15 protein-coding genes and 1 other annotated feature are annotated in these 14,268 nt (G+C 47.0%); of the genes, 10 read left to right on the top strand and 5 right to left on the bottom strand.

Annotated elements, in window-relative coordinates; translation table 11 throughout:
• Window positions 1-44 precede the first annotated feature (44 nt).
• The 4 genes from ACKTT9_RS13830 (at window position 45) to ACKTT9_RS13845 (ending at window position 4,160) form a co-directional block, all read left to right on the top strand.
• Window positions 45-926 carry an EamA family transporter gene (locus ACKTT9_RS13830; protein WP_407872047.1) on the top strand — a complete coding sequence of 294 codons (882 nt, stop codon included), beginning with the start codon at window positions 45-47 and terminating at the stop codon, window positions 924-926.
• A gap of 48 nt (window positions 927-974) precedes the next feature.
• Window positions 975-1,195: a binding site (T-box leader), on the top strand.
• Between the two features lie 54 nt (window positions 1,196-1,249).
• Window positions 1,250-3,139 (top strand): arginine--tRNA ligase, encoded by a 1,890-nt coding sequence (locus ACKTT9_RS13835; protein ID WP_407872048.1) that lies wholly within the window; start codon window positions 1,250-1,252, stop codon window positions 3,137-3,139.
• Between the two features lie 148 nt (window positions 3,140-3,287).
• Complete coding sequence (locus ACKTT9_RS13840; protein ID WP_315949087.1) at window positions 3,288-3,437, top strand: hypothetical protein; 150 nt, start codon at window positions 3,288-3,290, stop codon at window positions 3,435-3,437.
• 90 nt (window positions 3,438-3,527) lie between these two features.
• Window positions 3,528-4,160: a hypothetical protein gene (locus ACKTT9_RS13845; RefSeq protein ID WP_407872049.1), complete on the top strand. Its 633-nt coding sequence runs from the start codon at window positions 3,528-3,530 to the stop codon at window positions 4,158-4,160.
• Window positions 4,161-4,218: 58 nt separating this feature from the next.
• On the opposite strand, the gene ACKTT9_RS13850 is transcribed toward ACKTT9_RS13845, so the two are convergent.
• From ACKTT9_RS13850 to panD, 3 genes are all read right to left on the bottom strand, one after another.
• Window positions 4,219-5,430: a threonine synthase gene (locus tag ACKTT9_RS13850; RefSeq protein ID WP_407872050.1), complete on the bottom strand. Its 1,212-nt coding sequence runs from the start codon at window positions 5,428-5,430 to the stop codon at window positions 4,219-4,221.
• Between the two features lie 130 nt (window positions 5,431-5,560).
• Window positions 5,561-6,295 (bottom strand): YheC/YheD family protein, encoded by a 735-nt coding sequence (locus ACKTT9_RS13855; RefSeq protein ID WP_407872051.1) that lies wholly within the window; start codon window positions 6,293-6,295, stop codon window positions 5,561-5,563.
• Window positions 6,288-6,689 carry an aspartate 1-decarboxylase gene (gene panD / locus ACKTT9_RS13860; RefSeq protein ID WP_157319858.1) on the bottom strand — a complete coding sequence of 134 codons (402 nt, stop codon included), beginning with the start codon at window positions 6,687-6,689 and terminating at the stop codon, window positions 6,288-6,290. Before panD ends, ACKTT9_RS13855 begins: the two co-directional genes overlap by 8 nt.
• A gap of 258 nt (window positions 6,690-6,947) precedes the next feature.
• Between panD and ACKTT9_RS13865 the strand changes: the two genes are divergently transcribed.
• Together ACKTT9_RS13865 and ACKTT9_RS13870 are read left to right on the top strand one after the other, a co-directional pair.
• Entirely contained in the window at window positions 6,948-7,577 is a 630-nt protein-coding gene (locus ACKTT9_RS13865) for an ATP-binding cassette domain-containing protein (protein WP_407872052.1), read from the top strand.
• A 2-nt stretch (window positions 7,578-7,579) separates the two neighbouring features.
• Window positions 7,580-8,323, top strand: coding sequence for an ABC transporter permease (locus tag ACKTT9_RS13870; protein WP_407872053.1), 744 nt, complete (start codon window positions 7,580-7,582; stop codon window positions 8,321-8,323).
• Window positions 8,324-8,394: 71 nt separating this feature from the next.
• Here the strand turns inward: ACKTT9_RS13870 and ACKTT9_RS13875 are convergent, their stop codons facing one another.
• On the bottom strand, window positions 8,395-9,159 hold the full coding sequence (locus ACKTT9_RS13875; RefSeq protein WP_407872054.1) for a sulfite exporter TauE/SafE family protein: 765 nt from the start codon (window positions 9,157-9,159) through the stop codon (window positions 8,395-8,397).
• Between the two features lie 201 nt (window positions 9,160-9,360).
• On the opposite strand from ACKTT9_RS13875, the gene ACKTT9_RS13880 reads away from it, so the two are divergent.
• Window positions 9,361-10,695, top strand: a complete 1,335-nt coding sequence (locus ACKTT9_RS13880; protein ID WP_407872055.1) for an MFS transporter — start codon at window positions 9,361-9,363, stop codon at window positions 10,693-10,695.
• A 70-nt stretch (window positions 10,696-10,765) separates the two neighbouring features.
• On the opposite strand, the gene ACKTT9_RS13885 is transcribed toward ACKTT9_RS13880, so the two are convergent.
• Window positions 10,766-11,887 (bottom strand): MHYT domain-containing protein, encoded by a 1,122-nt coding sequence (locus ACKTT9_RS13885; protein WP_407872056.1) that lies wholly within the window; start codon window positions 11,885-11,887, stop codon window positions 10,766-10,768.
• A 151-nt stretch (window positions 11,888-12,038) separates the two neighbouring features.
• On the opposite strand from ACKTT9_RS13885, the gene ACKTT9_RS13890 reads away from it, so the two are divergent.
• The 3 genes from ACKTT9_RS13890 to ACKTT9_RS13900 all read left to right on the top strand — a co-directional run bounded on the left by ACKTT9_RS13890 (window position 12,039) and on the right by ACKTT9_RS13900 (window position 14,265).
• Entirely contained in the window at window positions 12,039-12,689 is a 651-nt protein-coding gene (locus ACKTT9_RS13890) for an HAD family hydrolase (protein ID WP_407872057.1), read from the top strand.
• A 39-nt stretch (window positions 12,690-12,728) separates the two neighbouring features.
• A complete protein-coding gene (locus ACKTT9_RS13895) occupies window positions 12,729-13,154 on the top strand; it encodes a GNAT family N-acetyltransferase (RefSeq protein WP_407873037.1) in 426 nt (141 codons plus the stop codon).
• Window positions 13,155-13,431: 277 nt separating this feature from the next.
• On the top strand, window positions 13,432-14,265 hold the full coding sequence (locus ACKTT9_RS13900) for an electron transfer flavoprotein subunit beta/FixA family protein (RefSeq protein ID WP_127449553.1): 834 nt from the start codon (window positions 13,432-13,434) through the stop codon (window positions 14,263-14,265).
• The last annotated feature ends 3 nt before the right edge of the window (window positions 14,266-14,268 follow it).

Genomic DNA, 14,268 nt, shown 5'->3' on the forward strand with positions numbered 1-14,268 from the left:
AATTACCCGATCTTTGCAAGCAAAAGAGAGGGGTAGCTGTTCGGATGTGGCTCATGTATTCCGTACTTGCGGCTTGCAGTTTCGGGCTGCGAGGCATTCTGTATCACTGGTCCAGCCAGCAATCATTAAACCGGAATGTGCTGCTATGCGGCACATTTTTCATGGGGGCGTTAATTAGCGGCAGCTGCGCCCTTCTATTACATCAAGCTTGGACCGTGACTGCGCTGATTGGCGTTCAAATGGGGCTGTTTTCTTTCGGGGCCAATGCCAGTATGTTCAAAGGTTTTGCCGTAGGGAAAGCGTCATTGGTCGCGATTCTGACCGGTTTGCCCTCCGTCGTTGTGGTTTTCGTTGCGTATCTGATTTGGGATGAACGACTTAATATCATGCAGTTTCTAGCCTTTGTTATTATCGTTATCGGAATTTTAGTCGTGCGTTACTCCAATGACATTACGCTCAAAAATTTGCAAGGCGCCGGTTGGGGTGCGCTGGCCTTGATTCTTTTTGCCGCCAATGACTTGTCGAGTAAGTGGACGACCTTGGTCGCGGCCCCGCTGTTTCCAACGTTATTTTGTATGTTTGCTACCGGAACTGTTTGTTTTGGTCTGTGGTGGTTGCGGGATCAGAAGCAAAGTGATCAGCAGCCTACACAGGTAAAAGTGGCAGCTACCTCAGGCTGGACGGAACGACGGACTTTTCTATTCGGGATGATCGTGGGCATTACGAATGTGGTTGGCATGATTTTCATCCTTCATGGATTTGATCATGGCAAGGCAGGCTTGGTTTCAGCTGTTGTCGCATTGAATGTACTAATCGTTCTGTTGTACACGCGATTTGTTTTGAAGGATAAATTCTCAAAGATGGAACAGTCTGGATTGGCTTTGGCCTTTATTGGCATTTTAATGATGAAGGTAGTTGCCTCTTGACAACTCCAGCATATTGAAGTAATATTCAGTCAATTCATAACTTGATATGTAACATTGATGAACAGGACAGTAGTTCTTGTCGGACAGTCGCAGCGAGCCGGAATTGGTGGGAACCGGTACGAATGTCAGGAACGAAACGGACCTGGGAAATGGTCTTCCGAAATGAGCAGTAGGAAGATCCGGCATAAGCCGTTATCGTTGGAGGGGTTAAATCTGCAGATTTAACACTTAGAGTGGTACCGCGGGAATGAACAGCTCTCGTCTCTTATTTAGAGACGGGGGCTTTTTTGTATGCAAATGATGCCATTTGGGAGGAAACTACGATGATTCAGCAGCTATTAACCGTTGAAATTGAGCAGCACGTCGAAGCCATGTTTCAGGAATCCGGGACGCAGCGTCCAGCTACTTTAAAAATTTTAACCGAGCATCCGGCGCACCCGGAACATGGAGACTACAGCTCCAACATTGCCATGCTTTTGGCCAAAATATTGCGCAAGTCCCCCTTGCAGATCGCTGGGGAGCTTCAAAGCCGCATCGAACAGAATGGGCTTGTTCAAGGTTTGTTTAGCAAAGCAGCTGCTGTTGCACCCGGCTTTCTGAACTTTTATATCAACTGGGATGCCTGGGCTAATGGGGAATTTCAAGCTCCAACGAAGCGCACCAGCCGCAGCAAACAAAACAAGGTGTTGGTGGAACATACCTCCATTAATCCTAACAAAGCCGCACATGTGGGGCATTTGAGAAATTCATGTATCGGTGACTCTTTGTCACGTATGCTATCGCATGCCGGGTATGACGTGGAGGTTCATAATTATATTGATGACCTCGGGAACCAATTAGCCGATACGGTGGTAGGTATTCTTCATACGCAAACGGAGGGAAGTTTTCCGCGATTCGGGGATTTTTGTTGGGAAACCTACGCGAAGGTGAATCAGGCCTATAAAGATCAGCCGGCGTTAGCCGAGCAGCGTTCTGTGGTCCTTCATGCTATTGAAAGCGGGACATCGAATCTTGCGTGGATGGGTGCTTTGGTTGCGGAGCGAATTGTGCGTGAGCAGTTGGAGGAAATGAAGCAATTTGGCATCTCCTATGATGTGCTGGTGTGGGAAAGCAGCATTGTTCGTGCAGGATTCTGGGATACCACTTTCGAGCTGCTGAGTAAAACGGAAATGTTTCATAAGGTGACGGAGGGGAAACTGGCAGGCTGTTGGGTACTGAAGAACCTTGAAGAAGGCGGAGCTGAAACCCCAGCGGACAATCAGGATTTTCAAGGGGATAAAGTGCTTGTTCGTTCAAATGGCATTCTCACCTACACCGCGAAGGATATCGCGTATCACCTTTGGAAATTCGGACTGCTGGAAAATGATTTTGTGTATAAAAAATGGGAGGATGGCTTGTGGTCAACGGCTGCTCAAGGAAGTAAAAAAACGATCGGGCGCGCAGATATGGTCATTAATGTCATTGACTACCGTCAGCAGTATCCGCAAGAGATGGTGAAGCTGGCACTTGAAGTGCTCGGTTATCAACAGCAGGCCAGTCAACTCAAGCATGTAAGCTACGGTGTTGTTTCTTTAAGTCCCGATACAGCGGCTGGGCTTGGTCTGGATACTTCCGAAGGCAAAAGTTCCTATGCGATGTCAGGCCGTCAAGGCATTGGGATTAAAGTCGCAGACCTTCTTGATCGCATGGAGAAAGTGATTGATTCCAAACGTTCAAGGAAAGCGGGAATATCCAGCAGATCCATCGCCGCGGCTTCGATTCGTTACTATTTGCTGAAATATCAACTGCAAACCGAAGTGATTTTTGATCTGGAGCAAGCGACCGAAGTGACAGGGAATACAGGTGTTTATTTGCTGTATGCTTACGCAAGAGCGAATCGTATTTTGGACAAAGCGAAGGTGGACGATCGTCTGCAAGCCATAGCGGCCAAGTTCCACGGAACTCTTCTGGAAGATCAGGAATACCAGCTGCTGAGGCATATCGCTTACTGGCCGGAAACTTTGGAGAATGCCACTGCTCAGTTGGCTCCTAGTTTAATTTGTCATTATGCGTTTGAATTAGCATCGTTGTTCAATCATTTTTATAGCGCATGTCCGGTTTTAAAAGGGAGCGAAGAGAGCATTTCCCACCGCTTATGGATTACACAAACGGTGAAGGCTACCCTTCATGAAGCGCTTGAACTGCTCGGTATGCCGACTCCTAAACGATTATAAAAAGATCCCTTAGATAGAGCCTATTGTGCTCCCCTTATGTATTTGCTGATACAGCCTGTCAACGGGCTGCATAAAAAGCAGAAAAAGCGCTAACCCCTTCCGAGTTCGAGCATGAAGTGCCATGTTTGCTGAGAGGGGGTGGTGATGTATGCAGCGTAAAACAAACAAAAAATCGAGCTACAGCAGCGGAAAAACAAAAGTGAGAGTCAGACAATCCGCGAGTGCAACCATTGGTCAAGGCGGGAATTCGATCTCGGTGAACGCTTCTGAGGTTGGCGTCGTCCGCATTCGTCCTTAAAAATGCAACAATAGCTTTCTGATCTGGATTAAATGCGGTACAATAGGGATATTCGTGCCAATATGAATGATTCAGGAGGCTTTTACCACAATGACAGAAAAAGAGATCGAAACACAAACCGAAGAAAATAACGCACAAGATTTGGAACAAGAACAGGCCCAGATCATTATGACTTGGTTTCAGCACATAAACGAAGTTATGAAGGCGCAATTTCCCGAATATGAAGTCGAGGGACAAATCGGAAATAACCCAACGTATGGCCCGATGTTTGCTTTTACACTTAAAAAAGATGAGAAGTTCACGTCATGTGGATTTTTCCTCAATGAAATTATGAGAAATTTCCAAACCAATCCGAACGCTGGACTCTGGCTTTCTTCCTTCTTTGTGGACTTGCTGAGAAGCCCGGAGAATCATCTGCTGCCTAATCCGCCGCAAACGGAAGACCAAGCGAAAGAACTTCTGGATAAACATATTGTTCCTTACTGTGCATCAGCTGTTCGTGAAGAATTCCCTGATCAAAAGATTTATGTGGATTTAGAGCTTCATGAGGAGCATGGCCCGGTTCTGGAAGCCGGCTTCGTTGCTGTGCAAGACGGGAACAACACTTGCGCGCTTCCGCTGCAATATTTAATGACTTTATTCTTATTGAACCGTGATCCGGCAGAGCCTCTGATTCAAGCGATGTACCGTTTGTATGAGGAAAATAATCTAGGTCAAGCTTAGATTCGCTAAACATAAAAAGGACCATCAGGAGCAATTCTCTCCTGACGGTTTTTCTTTTTTAGCGCCCAAGCGACTTATAATCCGCATAGCTCCTTATCCTTGGAACGGAGGACATACGTTCCAACTGCGCATATTTCATGGCATGCGAAGTGTTAAACAGCACGACCGAGTCGGTGGGACGCAGCCAGCCACTGTCACAGAGCTCGATCAAGCCTGCCCAGGTGGCAGAACCTTCCGGCGAGGAAGAAATGCCTTGAGCGCCTAAAGCACGTGTGGCATCGGCGATCTGGTTCTTGGATAAGGCGAGCGCTGTACCGCCGCTTTCCTTAACGATCGACAAGATCAGAGGCAAATCAGGTGGCAGAGGAACTCGCATGCCTGTCGGACTAGGCTCATTGGTTGTTCCGGCCTGACCTCTTGCCGTTTGCGGCAGCAGACCGTCGACGATGGGTTGGCAGCCTTCTTCCTGCACGCAAACGAACCGTGGCATAGGTCCGTCAACCCAACCAAGCGCTTTGAGCTCATGGTAGGCTTTCCACATGCCAATAATCCCGGAGCCTCCGCCGGTCGGATAGATAATAACGTCGGGAAACGTCCATCCGAGCTGCTCGGCGAGCTCAAGTCCCATTGTTTTTTTGCCCTCTACGCGCCCTGGTTCCTTCAAGGTGCCAACGTTTACCCAACCCTGCTCCCCCTTGCCGGTTTCAATAATTGCTGCGGCGTCATGGATTAAGCCATCCACAAGAAAGGTTTCCGCCCCATAAAGTGGACACTCCTCTACGATGAGCGGAGGGCAATCCAAAGGGATGAATACCGAAGATTTAATCCCGGCATGGCTGGCATAAGCAGCGAGCGCGCCAGCGGCATTGCCGTTGGAAGGAACCGCCGCTCGGGTTGCTCCCGATTCTTTCAGGAGAGAAACGGCGACGGAAAACCCCCGTGATTTGAAGCTTCCCGTCGGGTTCTGTTCTTCGCGTTTAATCCACAGCTGCCTAAGGGACAGCTTTTGTTCCCAATTCAGTAAGCGTACTAACGGGGTCCAGCCTTCGCCAAGCGTGATGATACAATCCGGGTTGCTCACCGGAAGCAGTTCGTTGTATCTCCACATGGATGGGTAGCGAGTCTGTAATGCTTCCTTCTTCAATGATTTGCTCAAGCGCTCCAAGTCGTAATCGACCAATAACGTACCGCCGCAAGTACATTTCATGTCTTGATAGCGGAAAGGGAGCTTTGCCGAACATCGTGAGCAATAAAGCCCCAATTGTTTCATTCTCTGGGCCTCCTCGCCGTTTTCAGCGGGAAAACGAATGGTTAGTTAGCATGAATTCGCGTCTGCCAACTCTAATGTAGATTATTACAGCCGGGAGAAGATGGAGACGGCTTGTGTCTCTTGCATCTGTTTATTTTTTGTGAAAGGACTTGATTCGGCGGAACATCGACTTATCTTTTAGTTTCAAAAACAGTTCCAGCATCGGTGCATAGTTGACCTCAATGATCCAAACATGCCCCGATTTGTCAAAAGCCATGTCGATGCCCATCGTTTTTACCCACCGGTAGGAGGGGCCAAGCGTGGCAGCGCTCTTAAGTGCGACTTTATCGAGCTGTGCCAAAAGATCGGAGGATCGCATGGATTTTAGCTGAGAATGTTTGATAGCATGCTCCACGGATACAACTTTGCCGCTGCTCATGCGGATATTCGTCACAATAAAACCGCTGCCAGCGACTTTAGCCAGTTTACCGGTTACTTGCCACTTCGAATGGGGGTGCCGCTGCACCATCACACGCATATCAAAAGGCCGCCCGTTAACGGTAGCGAGTGGAATGCGCTGCTGGACAATGAAATTTTTGCCGGTTTTCTTTTTGAGAAAGGCGTTTACTTGCTCTTGATCGGTAAATCGCTTCTTTTTCGCCCCGTCCTGGAGTTCGTATCCGGAATCTTCCAATTTTTTAATTCGAATGACGCCATGTCCGCCATAGCTGCCAGTAGGCTTAATAATAACTTGTTGGTATTTGTTCAGCAGTCGCCAGAACGCGGATTCCTTCAGCCATTCGGTTTCCGGGAGGTACGCGCGGAGCTTCTCCGATTTGCGGAGCAGCTTGTATTTCGTCCACTTGCTGGTGCTGAGATTACTCATAGGGCTTCACTTCTTGCTCTTGAATGATGACATCATGCTCCTCGACCCTGAGCACCTGATTCTCTTCATCGACAAATACGACTTGTGGCTTTAAGGAGGCAATTTCAGCTTCATTCATCAGACCCATACTCAAAATGATGACAAGATCCCCGGGGTGGAAAAGATGGGCGGGCGGGCCGTTCAGTCCGATTTTTCCGCAGCCTTCTGTCGCAGGGATGGCATATGTTTTCCATCTGGTGGCGTTGCGCAGGCTGGTAACCTGAACCATCTCATAGGGTAAAATGTTTGCTTTACGCATTAACAAAGCATCTATGGTAATGCTTCCGACGTAATTCAGATCGGCTTCCGTTACCGTAGCGCGGTGGATTTTACCTTTACACATTAGTCGCTGCATATGCAGTAGCTCCTTTATCATCACATTGGGTGTTCATCACAACGTATGAATAGGGCAAGTCATCTTGTGTAGGCCAGCGCCTGTTTGCGAAAAAAATGGGTTCATACCACCGTGAAATGTTAGCTATGATATAATTTAGTTATCATATATGTTAATTCATCTAGGGAGTGAGACATTCTGCAGCCTTTTTTCGTTATTGAAAATGTACATAAGAACCATCCAAACGGAGGGGCAACTCCACTTTTTAAACAAATCAGCGTGGAAGTAAAGCCAAAAGATGTTATAGCGATCCAGGGGCCGTCCGGGCAGGGGAAAAGTACGCTATTACGAGTTTTAGCCGCATTAGATAACATTCAGAGTGGTCGTTTATCCTTACATGGACGTCCAGTTGAGAGTTGGGGACCCTGCGAATGGCGGAAACAGGTATGTTATGTGCCTCAACAACCAGCCATGCTGCCGAAAACCGTGGAGGACAATTTAGCTTTGGTGAGCAAGCTCCATCAGCGCAAGTTTGATCAGTCTCTAGCAAAGAGACTAATGGATGAGGTTGGGCTGGGGGATCTTAGCTGGTCTCAAAATCCGGCGGAGTTGTCAGGCGGACAAAAACAACGCGTTCAGCTTGTGCGTTCAATGTTGATGGGGTCTGACATCCTTTTACTTGATGAAGCGACCTCAGCGCTGGATGCACAGAGCAAACAAGCGGTGGAGTCGATGCTCATGAGATGGAAGGAAGAAAGGGGAACAGCGCTTGTTTGGGTGACCCATGAGCAGGAGCAGGCCGAGCGAGTGGCCAATCGGTTTTGGTATCTGGAGAACGGAGTGTTATCAGAAACAGTGAAAAAAGATGACTTATCTTCTTTTTCCCTTGGTCAAGGGGGAGTGGAGTAATTATGTCAGCAGTTGCCTTGGGTTTTACGCTTACTTTTATTATGATTACGATGGTTTTATCCAGATGGCAAAAACTGGGTCTTGAGAAGGACATTGCATGGGGAACGATTCGTGGCGCCTTGCAGCTATTATTCATAGGTTATGTGCTACATTTTGTTTTTCAAACTGAACATTTGGGACTTATTATAGGAATTATCGCGATAATGATCATGATCGCTACACAAAATGCGGGGAAACGAGCAAAAGGGTTAAAGGGAATCCATTGGCGAATCGCAGCAGCCATTGCCATAACGGAAATTCTAACGATGGGACTGATGCTCGGCCTCCAAATTATCAAACCAACGACGCAATTCATCATTCCTATCAGCGGGATGACCATTGGAAGTTCCATGATTGTTTGCGGTTTGTTTTTGAACCAAATGAATCGTGAGGTAGGGTCCTCCCGGGACATGATTGATGCCCTTCTTGCATTGGGAGCAACACCGAAACAGGCCATCCAACAAGCGCTTCAGCGCTCTGTGAAGGCAAGTATGATTCCTACAATAGACGGGATGAAGACGGTTGGATTAGTTCAATTGCCTGGGATGATGACAGGCATGATTATTGCAGGCTCAAGTCCGATTGAAGCGGTGAGGTATCAAATTTTGATTTTGTTTGCGTTCACGGCTTCGGCAGCAATGACAGGAATTATTTTAAGCATTCTCAGCTATAAATTATGGTTTACGAAAGAAATGACGTTGAAGTAAGGAACAGTTATTTCCCGGGGAATCCAAATGAAAAAAAAGCGTCCGAATACATTCGGGCGCTTATGTCATTCTCATATTAATTTAAGGCCACTAATTAATACCAGGCTGGCAATAATGGTCCGCAGGACGTTGGTCGGAGCCTTGGTAGCTAGCATGCTGCCGATTAGTACGCCAGGGATTGAGCCAAGTAGAAGATTGATAACGAGTGTGTAATTGACATTCCCCATGCTGGCGTGCAAAATACCTGCTGTCGTTGCCAGGAAAAATGCATGTGCGATATCTGTACCGACGAGTTGTGCTGGAGCCATGCGGAAGAAGTAAAGCATGGCAATGGCATATAAGGAGCCGGAACCGATGGAGGTCATGCCTACAATGAAGCCAAGAACCGCGCCAATGGTGATTGTCAGACCGCGTTTCTCTTTCAAGCTTTTGAGCTGCCAACGGTTTTCTTTGATCTTATGGCCGAAGAAAACTTTGAACAAGGTGGCAAAGGCAACCAGAATCAAGACGTAGCCGAGCGCGTGTTTGATAATGACTTCTTGATTATTATAAAACGAGTTGAAGAATTTCAGGAAGATTACCGCAACGATGACGCCGGGAATGCTGCCCATAGCTAACATTTTGACGAGCTTAAAATCGATCGTTTTCTGCCGCCAATGCTGAATGGTGCCGAAAAGCTTCGTGATGGAATTATAAAGCAGGTCTGTTCCGACAGCAATAGAAGGATGAATACCGATCATGATCAAGATGGGGGTGAGCAGCGAAGCTCCGCCAACACCAGTTAATCCAACCAAAAAACCAACAATTACACCCATAAATAAAATACTCAAAGTCATGTAGTCATGTCCCCTGTCAATTACCCACTAATTCAATTGGATTAATTTTATTATATGCATTAGCCATATGTAAAGAATTTTTTTACAAGCAGTTTCGAGTCATGGCGACCAAATCTTTAATCACGCTATTCATTAGATAGCGAATCAGTTACAATATATGGATGTGACTAGGAAGACAGCATAAGGAGGTACATAAGAAAAATGATGAGTAGTAACCGAAGCAATCGCACAACGGTTATGGTCAGCATCGTACTGGCGATGCTAGTGGCGTCTATGGATGCGACCATAGCCAATACGACGATGCCGATCATTGTGAAGGAAATTGGCGGTAGTGACCTGTTCGCCTGGGCATTTACCTCGTATATGGTGCTATCTACCGTACTTGCTCCACTAGCAGGCCGTTTATCCGATTTATTTGGTCGGAAAAAGATCTATGCCGCAGGGATCCTTTTGTTTCTTGGAGGGTCTGTTCTTTGCGGTTTATCCCAGAGCATGCTCCAGTTGATCTTGTTTAGAGCCGTCCAAGGGATAGGCGCAGGGGTGATGATGCCGTTTCCAGCGATCATTGCAGGAGATATATATCCCGTGGAGCAGCGTGGGAAAGTGCAGGCCTTTTTCACAGCGATGTGGGGGCTGGCGGCTGTATTAGCACCGTTATTAGGGACATTTTTTGTGACTTATTTGAGCTGGCGATGGATATTTTTCGTTAATATTCCGATTTGCTTGGTCTCGCTTTTAGCTTTGAAGCCGTATAAGGAAGTTTATCAAGCGAAGAAATCCGTGGTGGATTACGGCGGTGCCGTGCTGTTCGCCTTGGGGATCTCGCTGCTGCTCCTTACGACAACGGTTGAGCAATACAACTTTATTTACGGGGCATTAGGCGTAGTATGTATGGTTGCCTTTTTCTTTTATGAGAAAAGGCATAGCGCACCGATTGTTCCTTTGAACCTGCTTCGAAATCGGCCTGTGGCCATTATGATTGCGGTCTCGTTCATCTCCTGTGCAGCACTATTCGGGACTTCAAGTTTTATACCGCTATATTTGCAAAATCAAGGGTATTCGCTATTTGTGAGTGGGCTTGCTCTGCTTGGTACGTCGATTGGTTGGATGGTGGTTGCTGTTCCAAGCGGGAAATGGGTGCTCAAATATGGGTACAAACCGCTGCTGATCATTGGGAACGGTTTGCTCTTGGTTACGGCAATTATGCTTTATTTTATGGGTGAAAAAACAGCTTACTGGTACTCATTTGCGACGATGACGATGCTTGGGCTTGCTTATGGGCTCATCTTTACGGTTTCAACGATTGGTTCACAGCAGCTAGTTGAGGCGCACCAGAAAGGGATCTCTACTTCGCTGCAGCTATTCGCCCGTAATATTGGAACGGCTGTGAGCGTGACCATCATGGGGGCGATTTTGACGAAAGCGACTGCTTTTTACATCGGCTTCCATGGGATGTTCGTCTTTGGCTTCATTGTCTGCTTAATTTCCATGTTCATTCCATTTATGATTCAATCTACATCCAAACAGGCGGCTTAAGCGGGGAATAACGAAAATGACCAAAGAACCTGAGGGAGTCCCTCAGGTTCTTCGTGTCGATTAGGACGATTCAGGAAGCAGAAGCTGAATCAGAAGCTGAACGCTTCTGATTCGTTATATCCCTGATTGTTGCTGCAAACATCATTTTTCCTTTGAATTGGAAGCCGGTGATGGTGATCTCTGCCGGAAATTCGGAACGGTCTGCACGGTAGGCCGCCATTTCCATTCGTTTGCCGAGCAAAGCGGCATCTTGCCGTGATACCTGCTGAAACAAAGAAGCGGCCGCTTCGCCATTTCGATCAAAAGGAAATAGAAAATCAAAGACCGTTAAGGACAAAGCTTGTTTGCGCGTATAACCGAATGTTGCAGATGCTGCCGGATTACAATCAATAATCCAACCCCGGCTGTTAAACACCATGATGCTGTCGATGCTTGTATCCAGTAAAGAAGCTTTCAGGGCAAATTGTTCGGCAACCTTCTGATCGATTTTCATGGAATAAAACAAGTTGATGGAGAGAAAAATGATCGTTCCAAAAGCAATTAACAAGGCGAGAACATAACTGTCCATGCTCGTACGATAATGTTCTGCTAGCATGCTGCTATCTGGATATGTCATCTTCCCCGCAGACATCCCGAGGTAATGCATGCCAGTCAGGGTTAAACTGATGACAAGGCTACTAATGACTACTTTTTGCTTGGCGTAGGCGGATAGATATAAAGCGGTTATGGATGCTATGATAGCTATTAGAATAGTAAGGATAAATGGAATAGGCGCATAGCGAATTTCCACTTGATTGAGGGCACTCATATTCATGAAATGCATACCGGCTATGGACAAGCCCATAAATGTACCGCCGAGCAGAAATTTTGGGAATTCGAATGCGGCATAGTGCATGACTGTAAAGCCGATGATGGAGCCAATGATTACGATCGCCAGAGATGTAAATAAGGTTGTCATATCGAAGCTTTTAACAGACGGATATGGACAGGCCAATATCGCAATGAAATGCATGGACCAGATGCCTACCGCTAAGGTGGAAGCACATCTTAAAATCCATAATTTTTGTTGCCAGGGACTGGAGTCGGCAATTCTTTTGGTCAATTTCAGACTAGTACAAGAAGCTAACAGAACAACGACGAAAGCTAGAAGAATGAGGTACAAACTATAGGGATGAGCTTCTGCAAGATGCATATCCGATTCCTCTCATAGATTGATGGTGTGCCAGTCTGTGGTGGTTTTATTATAGTTGTCAGTCAATGGCGTGTATATAGCGGTTATTGTTAATTAAAATCGAATTGTGTCGAAATACACTAAATCTTGATATAGGGAGGAGGAAGCGCTGTTGAAAAAAGCTATAGCAATTCGTGGCATTATTTTTGATATGGATAATACTCTTCTTCAATCTCATATTGATTTCCCCGCAATGAAACAGGCAGTTGCCCGTTTTTTAGTTCAAGAGGGGATGCTATCGCGAGAGTTTGCGATTGACTCGCATACAACCTCAACTATTCTTGCTCATGTCAAAGAAGCGGGGGCATCGGATGAAGTACTGGCAGCCGCCTTGCAGATTGCTGAGGGATTTGAGCTTCAAGGTATGGAGGGGGCGGGTCTTGAGCCGGGTGCGCAGGAGCTTTTGGAGAAGCTTCAGGGAACTTATACACTTGCGCTTGTGACCAATAACTCTTACGCGGCCGCTATTAAAGCGTTGGAGACCACGGGAATTAAAGAACGATTTGATTTGATTGTCGGAAGGGAGCAGATGGACGCGATGAAACCCTCTCCCTCAGGGAATTTATTTGTGATGAGGCATTTTTCGGGAATTGCAGCGGAGAATTGGATGTCTGTTGGTGATTCCTGGATTGACGGCCAAGCCGCTAAGGAAGCAGGGATTCCTTTTATAAGTTATGGGAGTGGCGTGCCGTTGATGGTGGAAAAAGGCGTTAACCCAGCAGCTCAGATTGACAAGCTGTTAAGTCTGTTAGATTATGTATAGATACATATGAAGAAGAGAAAGAAGTGATCGTAAGTGTTAATGGATGTGAAGTCTCGCCTTCAAGAGAACCTTATTCAGGAACTGCTCAGCTACAGCGTTTTTCCTGATCCGGATGTATTGGAAGAGACGATTAAGAGATATGAAACGGATTCGAATATGTGGCTTTACGGGTATGAATCAGAAGGAGTACTTGTCGGCATTATCGGGTTTCGAATCAATGATAAGCAGGAAATGACGATTCATCATCTGGCGGTAGAACCTCATAGCAGAGGAGCCGGGTTTGGCCGGGGCATCATCCTCGAAATCATAGAAGAGATGCACCCAGTTAGAATCGTGGCGGAGACGGATGAGGAAACGGTTCAATTTTACCGGAGCATTGGTTTCGTGATTCGCAGTCTTGGCGAGAAATACCCTGGTGTTGAGCGGTTTGTATGCACCTATGAGATTGAGCCGGAAGATGAATAGCAGTTGGCAATTAGGTCGGTCAGGATGAATCCTGGCCGGCTTTTTTTTTATGCAGAATGTTCACAGTAACGCAGAACTAATAGCCCAAGCCAAAAGTAAATGTCATGTTAGATAGCAATTTGCATATATTGTTGTAGGCTGTTGCGTTATGAAGTTAGTCATGAAAGCGATTTCCATACGTCATTTAAGTGACATTTTTCACAATGATGACAAGCATTGCGGGTGTTTTGTCAAACGGTGTCATACAAGATTCCGGAAGAAACAGGAGGGTGCAGAAATGCTGCATATCGTAGTGTGTATCAAGCAGGTGCCTGACTCTAGAGAAATTCGCATTGACCCGAAAAATAACACGTTAATTCGTCAAGGCGTTCCCAGCATTGTGAATTTTTACGATATGCATGGGCTGGAAGAGGCGCTTCGCATCAAGGACGAAACCGGGGCAAGAGTGACCGTCGTGACCATGGGACCGCCTCCCGCTGAGAAAGGCCTGAAGGAGTGCATTTCGCTTGGCGCGGATGATGCCGTCCTCGTAACGGACCGCGGCTTTGCTGGAGCGGACACGCTGGCTACTTCTTATGTCGTGGCACGGACGATACGTAAAATCGCCGAGACGTGGGGGCCGGTGGATATTGTTTTTTGCGGGAAACAAACTCTCGATGGCGACACGGGTCAGGTCGGGCCAGGGGTCGCGTGCCGATTGGATTTGGAGCAGCTCACGTACGTGAACAAAGTGGTGGACGTTGATGAACAGAATCGCAAAGTTCGCGTGCACCGCCTTTTGGAAGACGGTATTGAAGTGGTTGAGACAAGCATGCCTGTGTTGATCACAGCACTGAAGGAGCTGAACAAGGTACGAAGGGCATCGCTGCCAGGCATGATTCGAGCGGCGCGATATAAGCCGACAGTGTGGACGACGGCGGATTTTCCAGACTTGGAGCGGGCGAAAATCGGTCTCAAAGGCTCCCCGACAATTGTTGCAAAGACTTGGGTGCCTGAAGTGAAGGCTGTTAAAACCAATATGATCGCTTATGATTCGCCGGAAGCGGGCGCGGCACAACTCGCTGACCAGCTTATGAGCAAGGAAATGCAGACGCTGCTTGACTGGGCTTAGGCA

This window comes from Paenibacillus sp. P36, from assembly GCF_045866505.1.
In the GTDB taxonomy this organism is placed as follows: domain Bacteria; phylum Bacillota; class Bacilli; order Paenibacillales; family NBRC-103111; genus Paenibacillus_E; species Paenibacillus_E chondroitinus.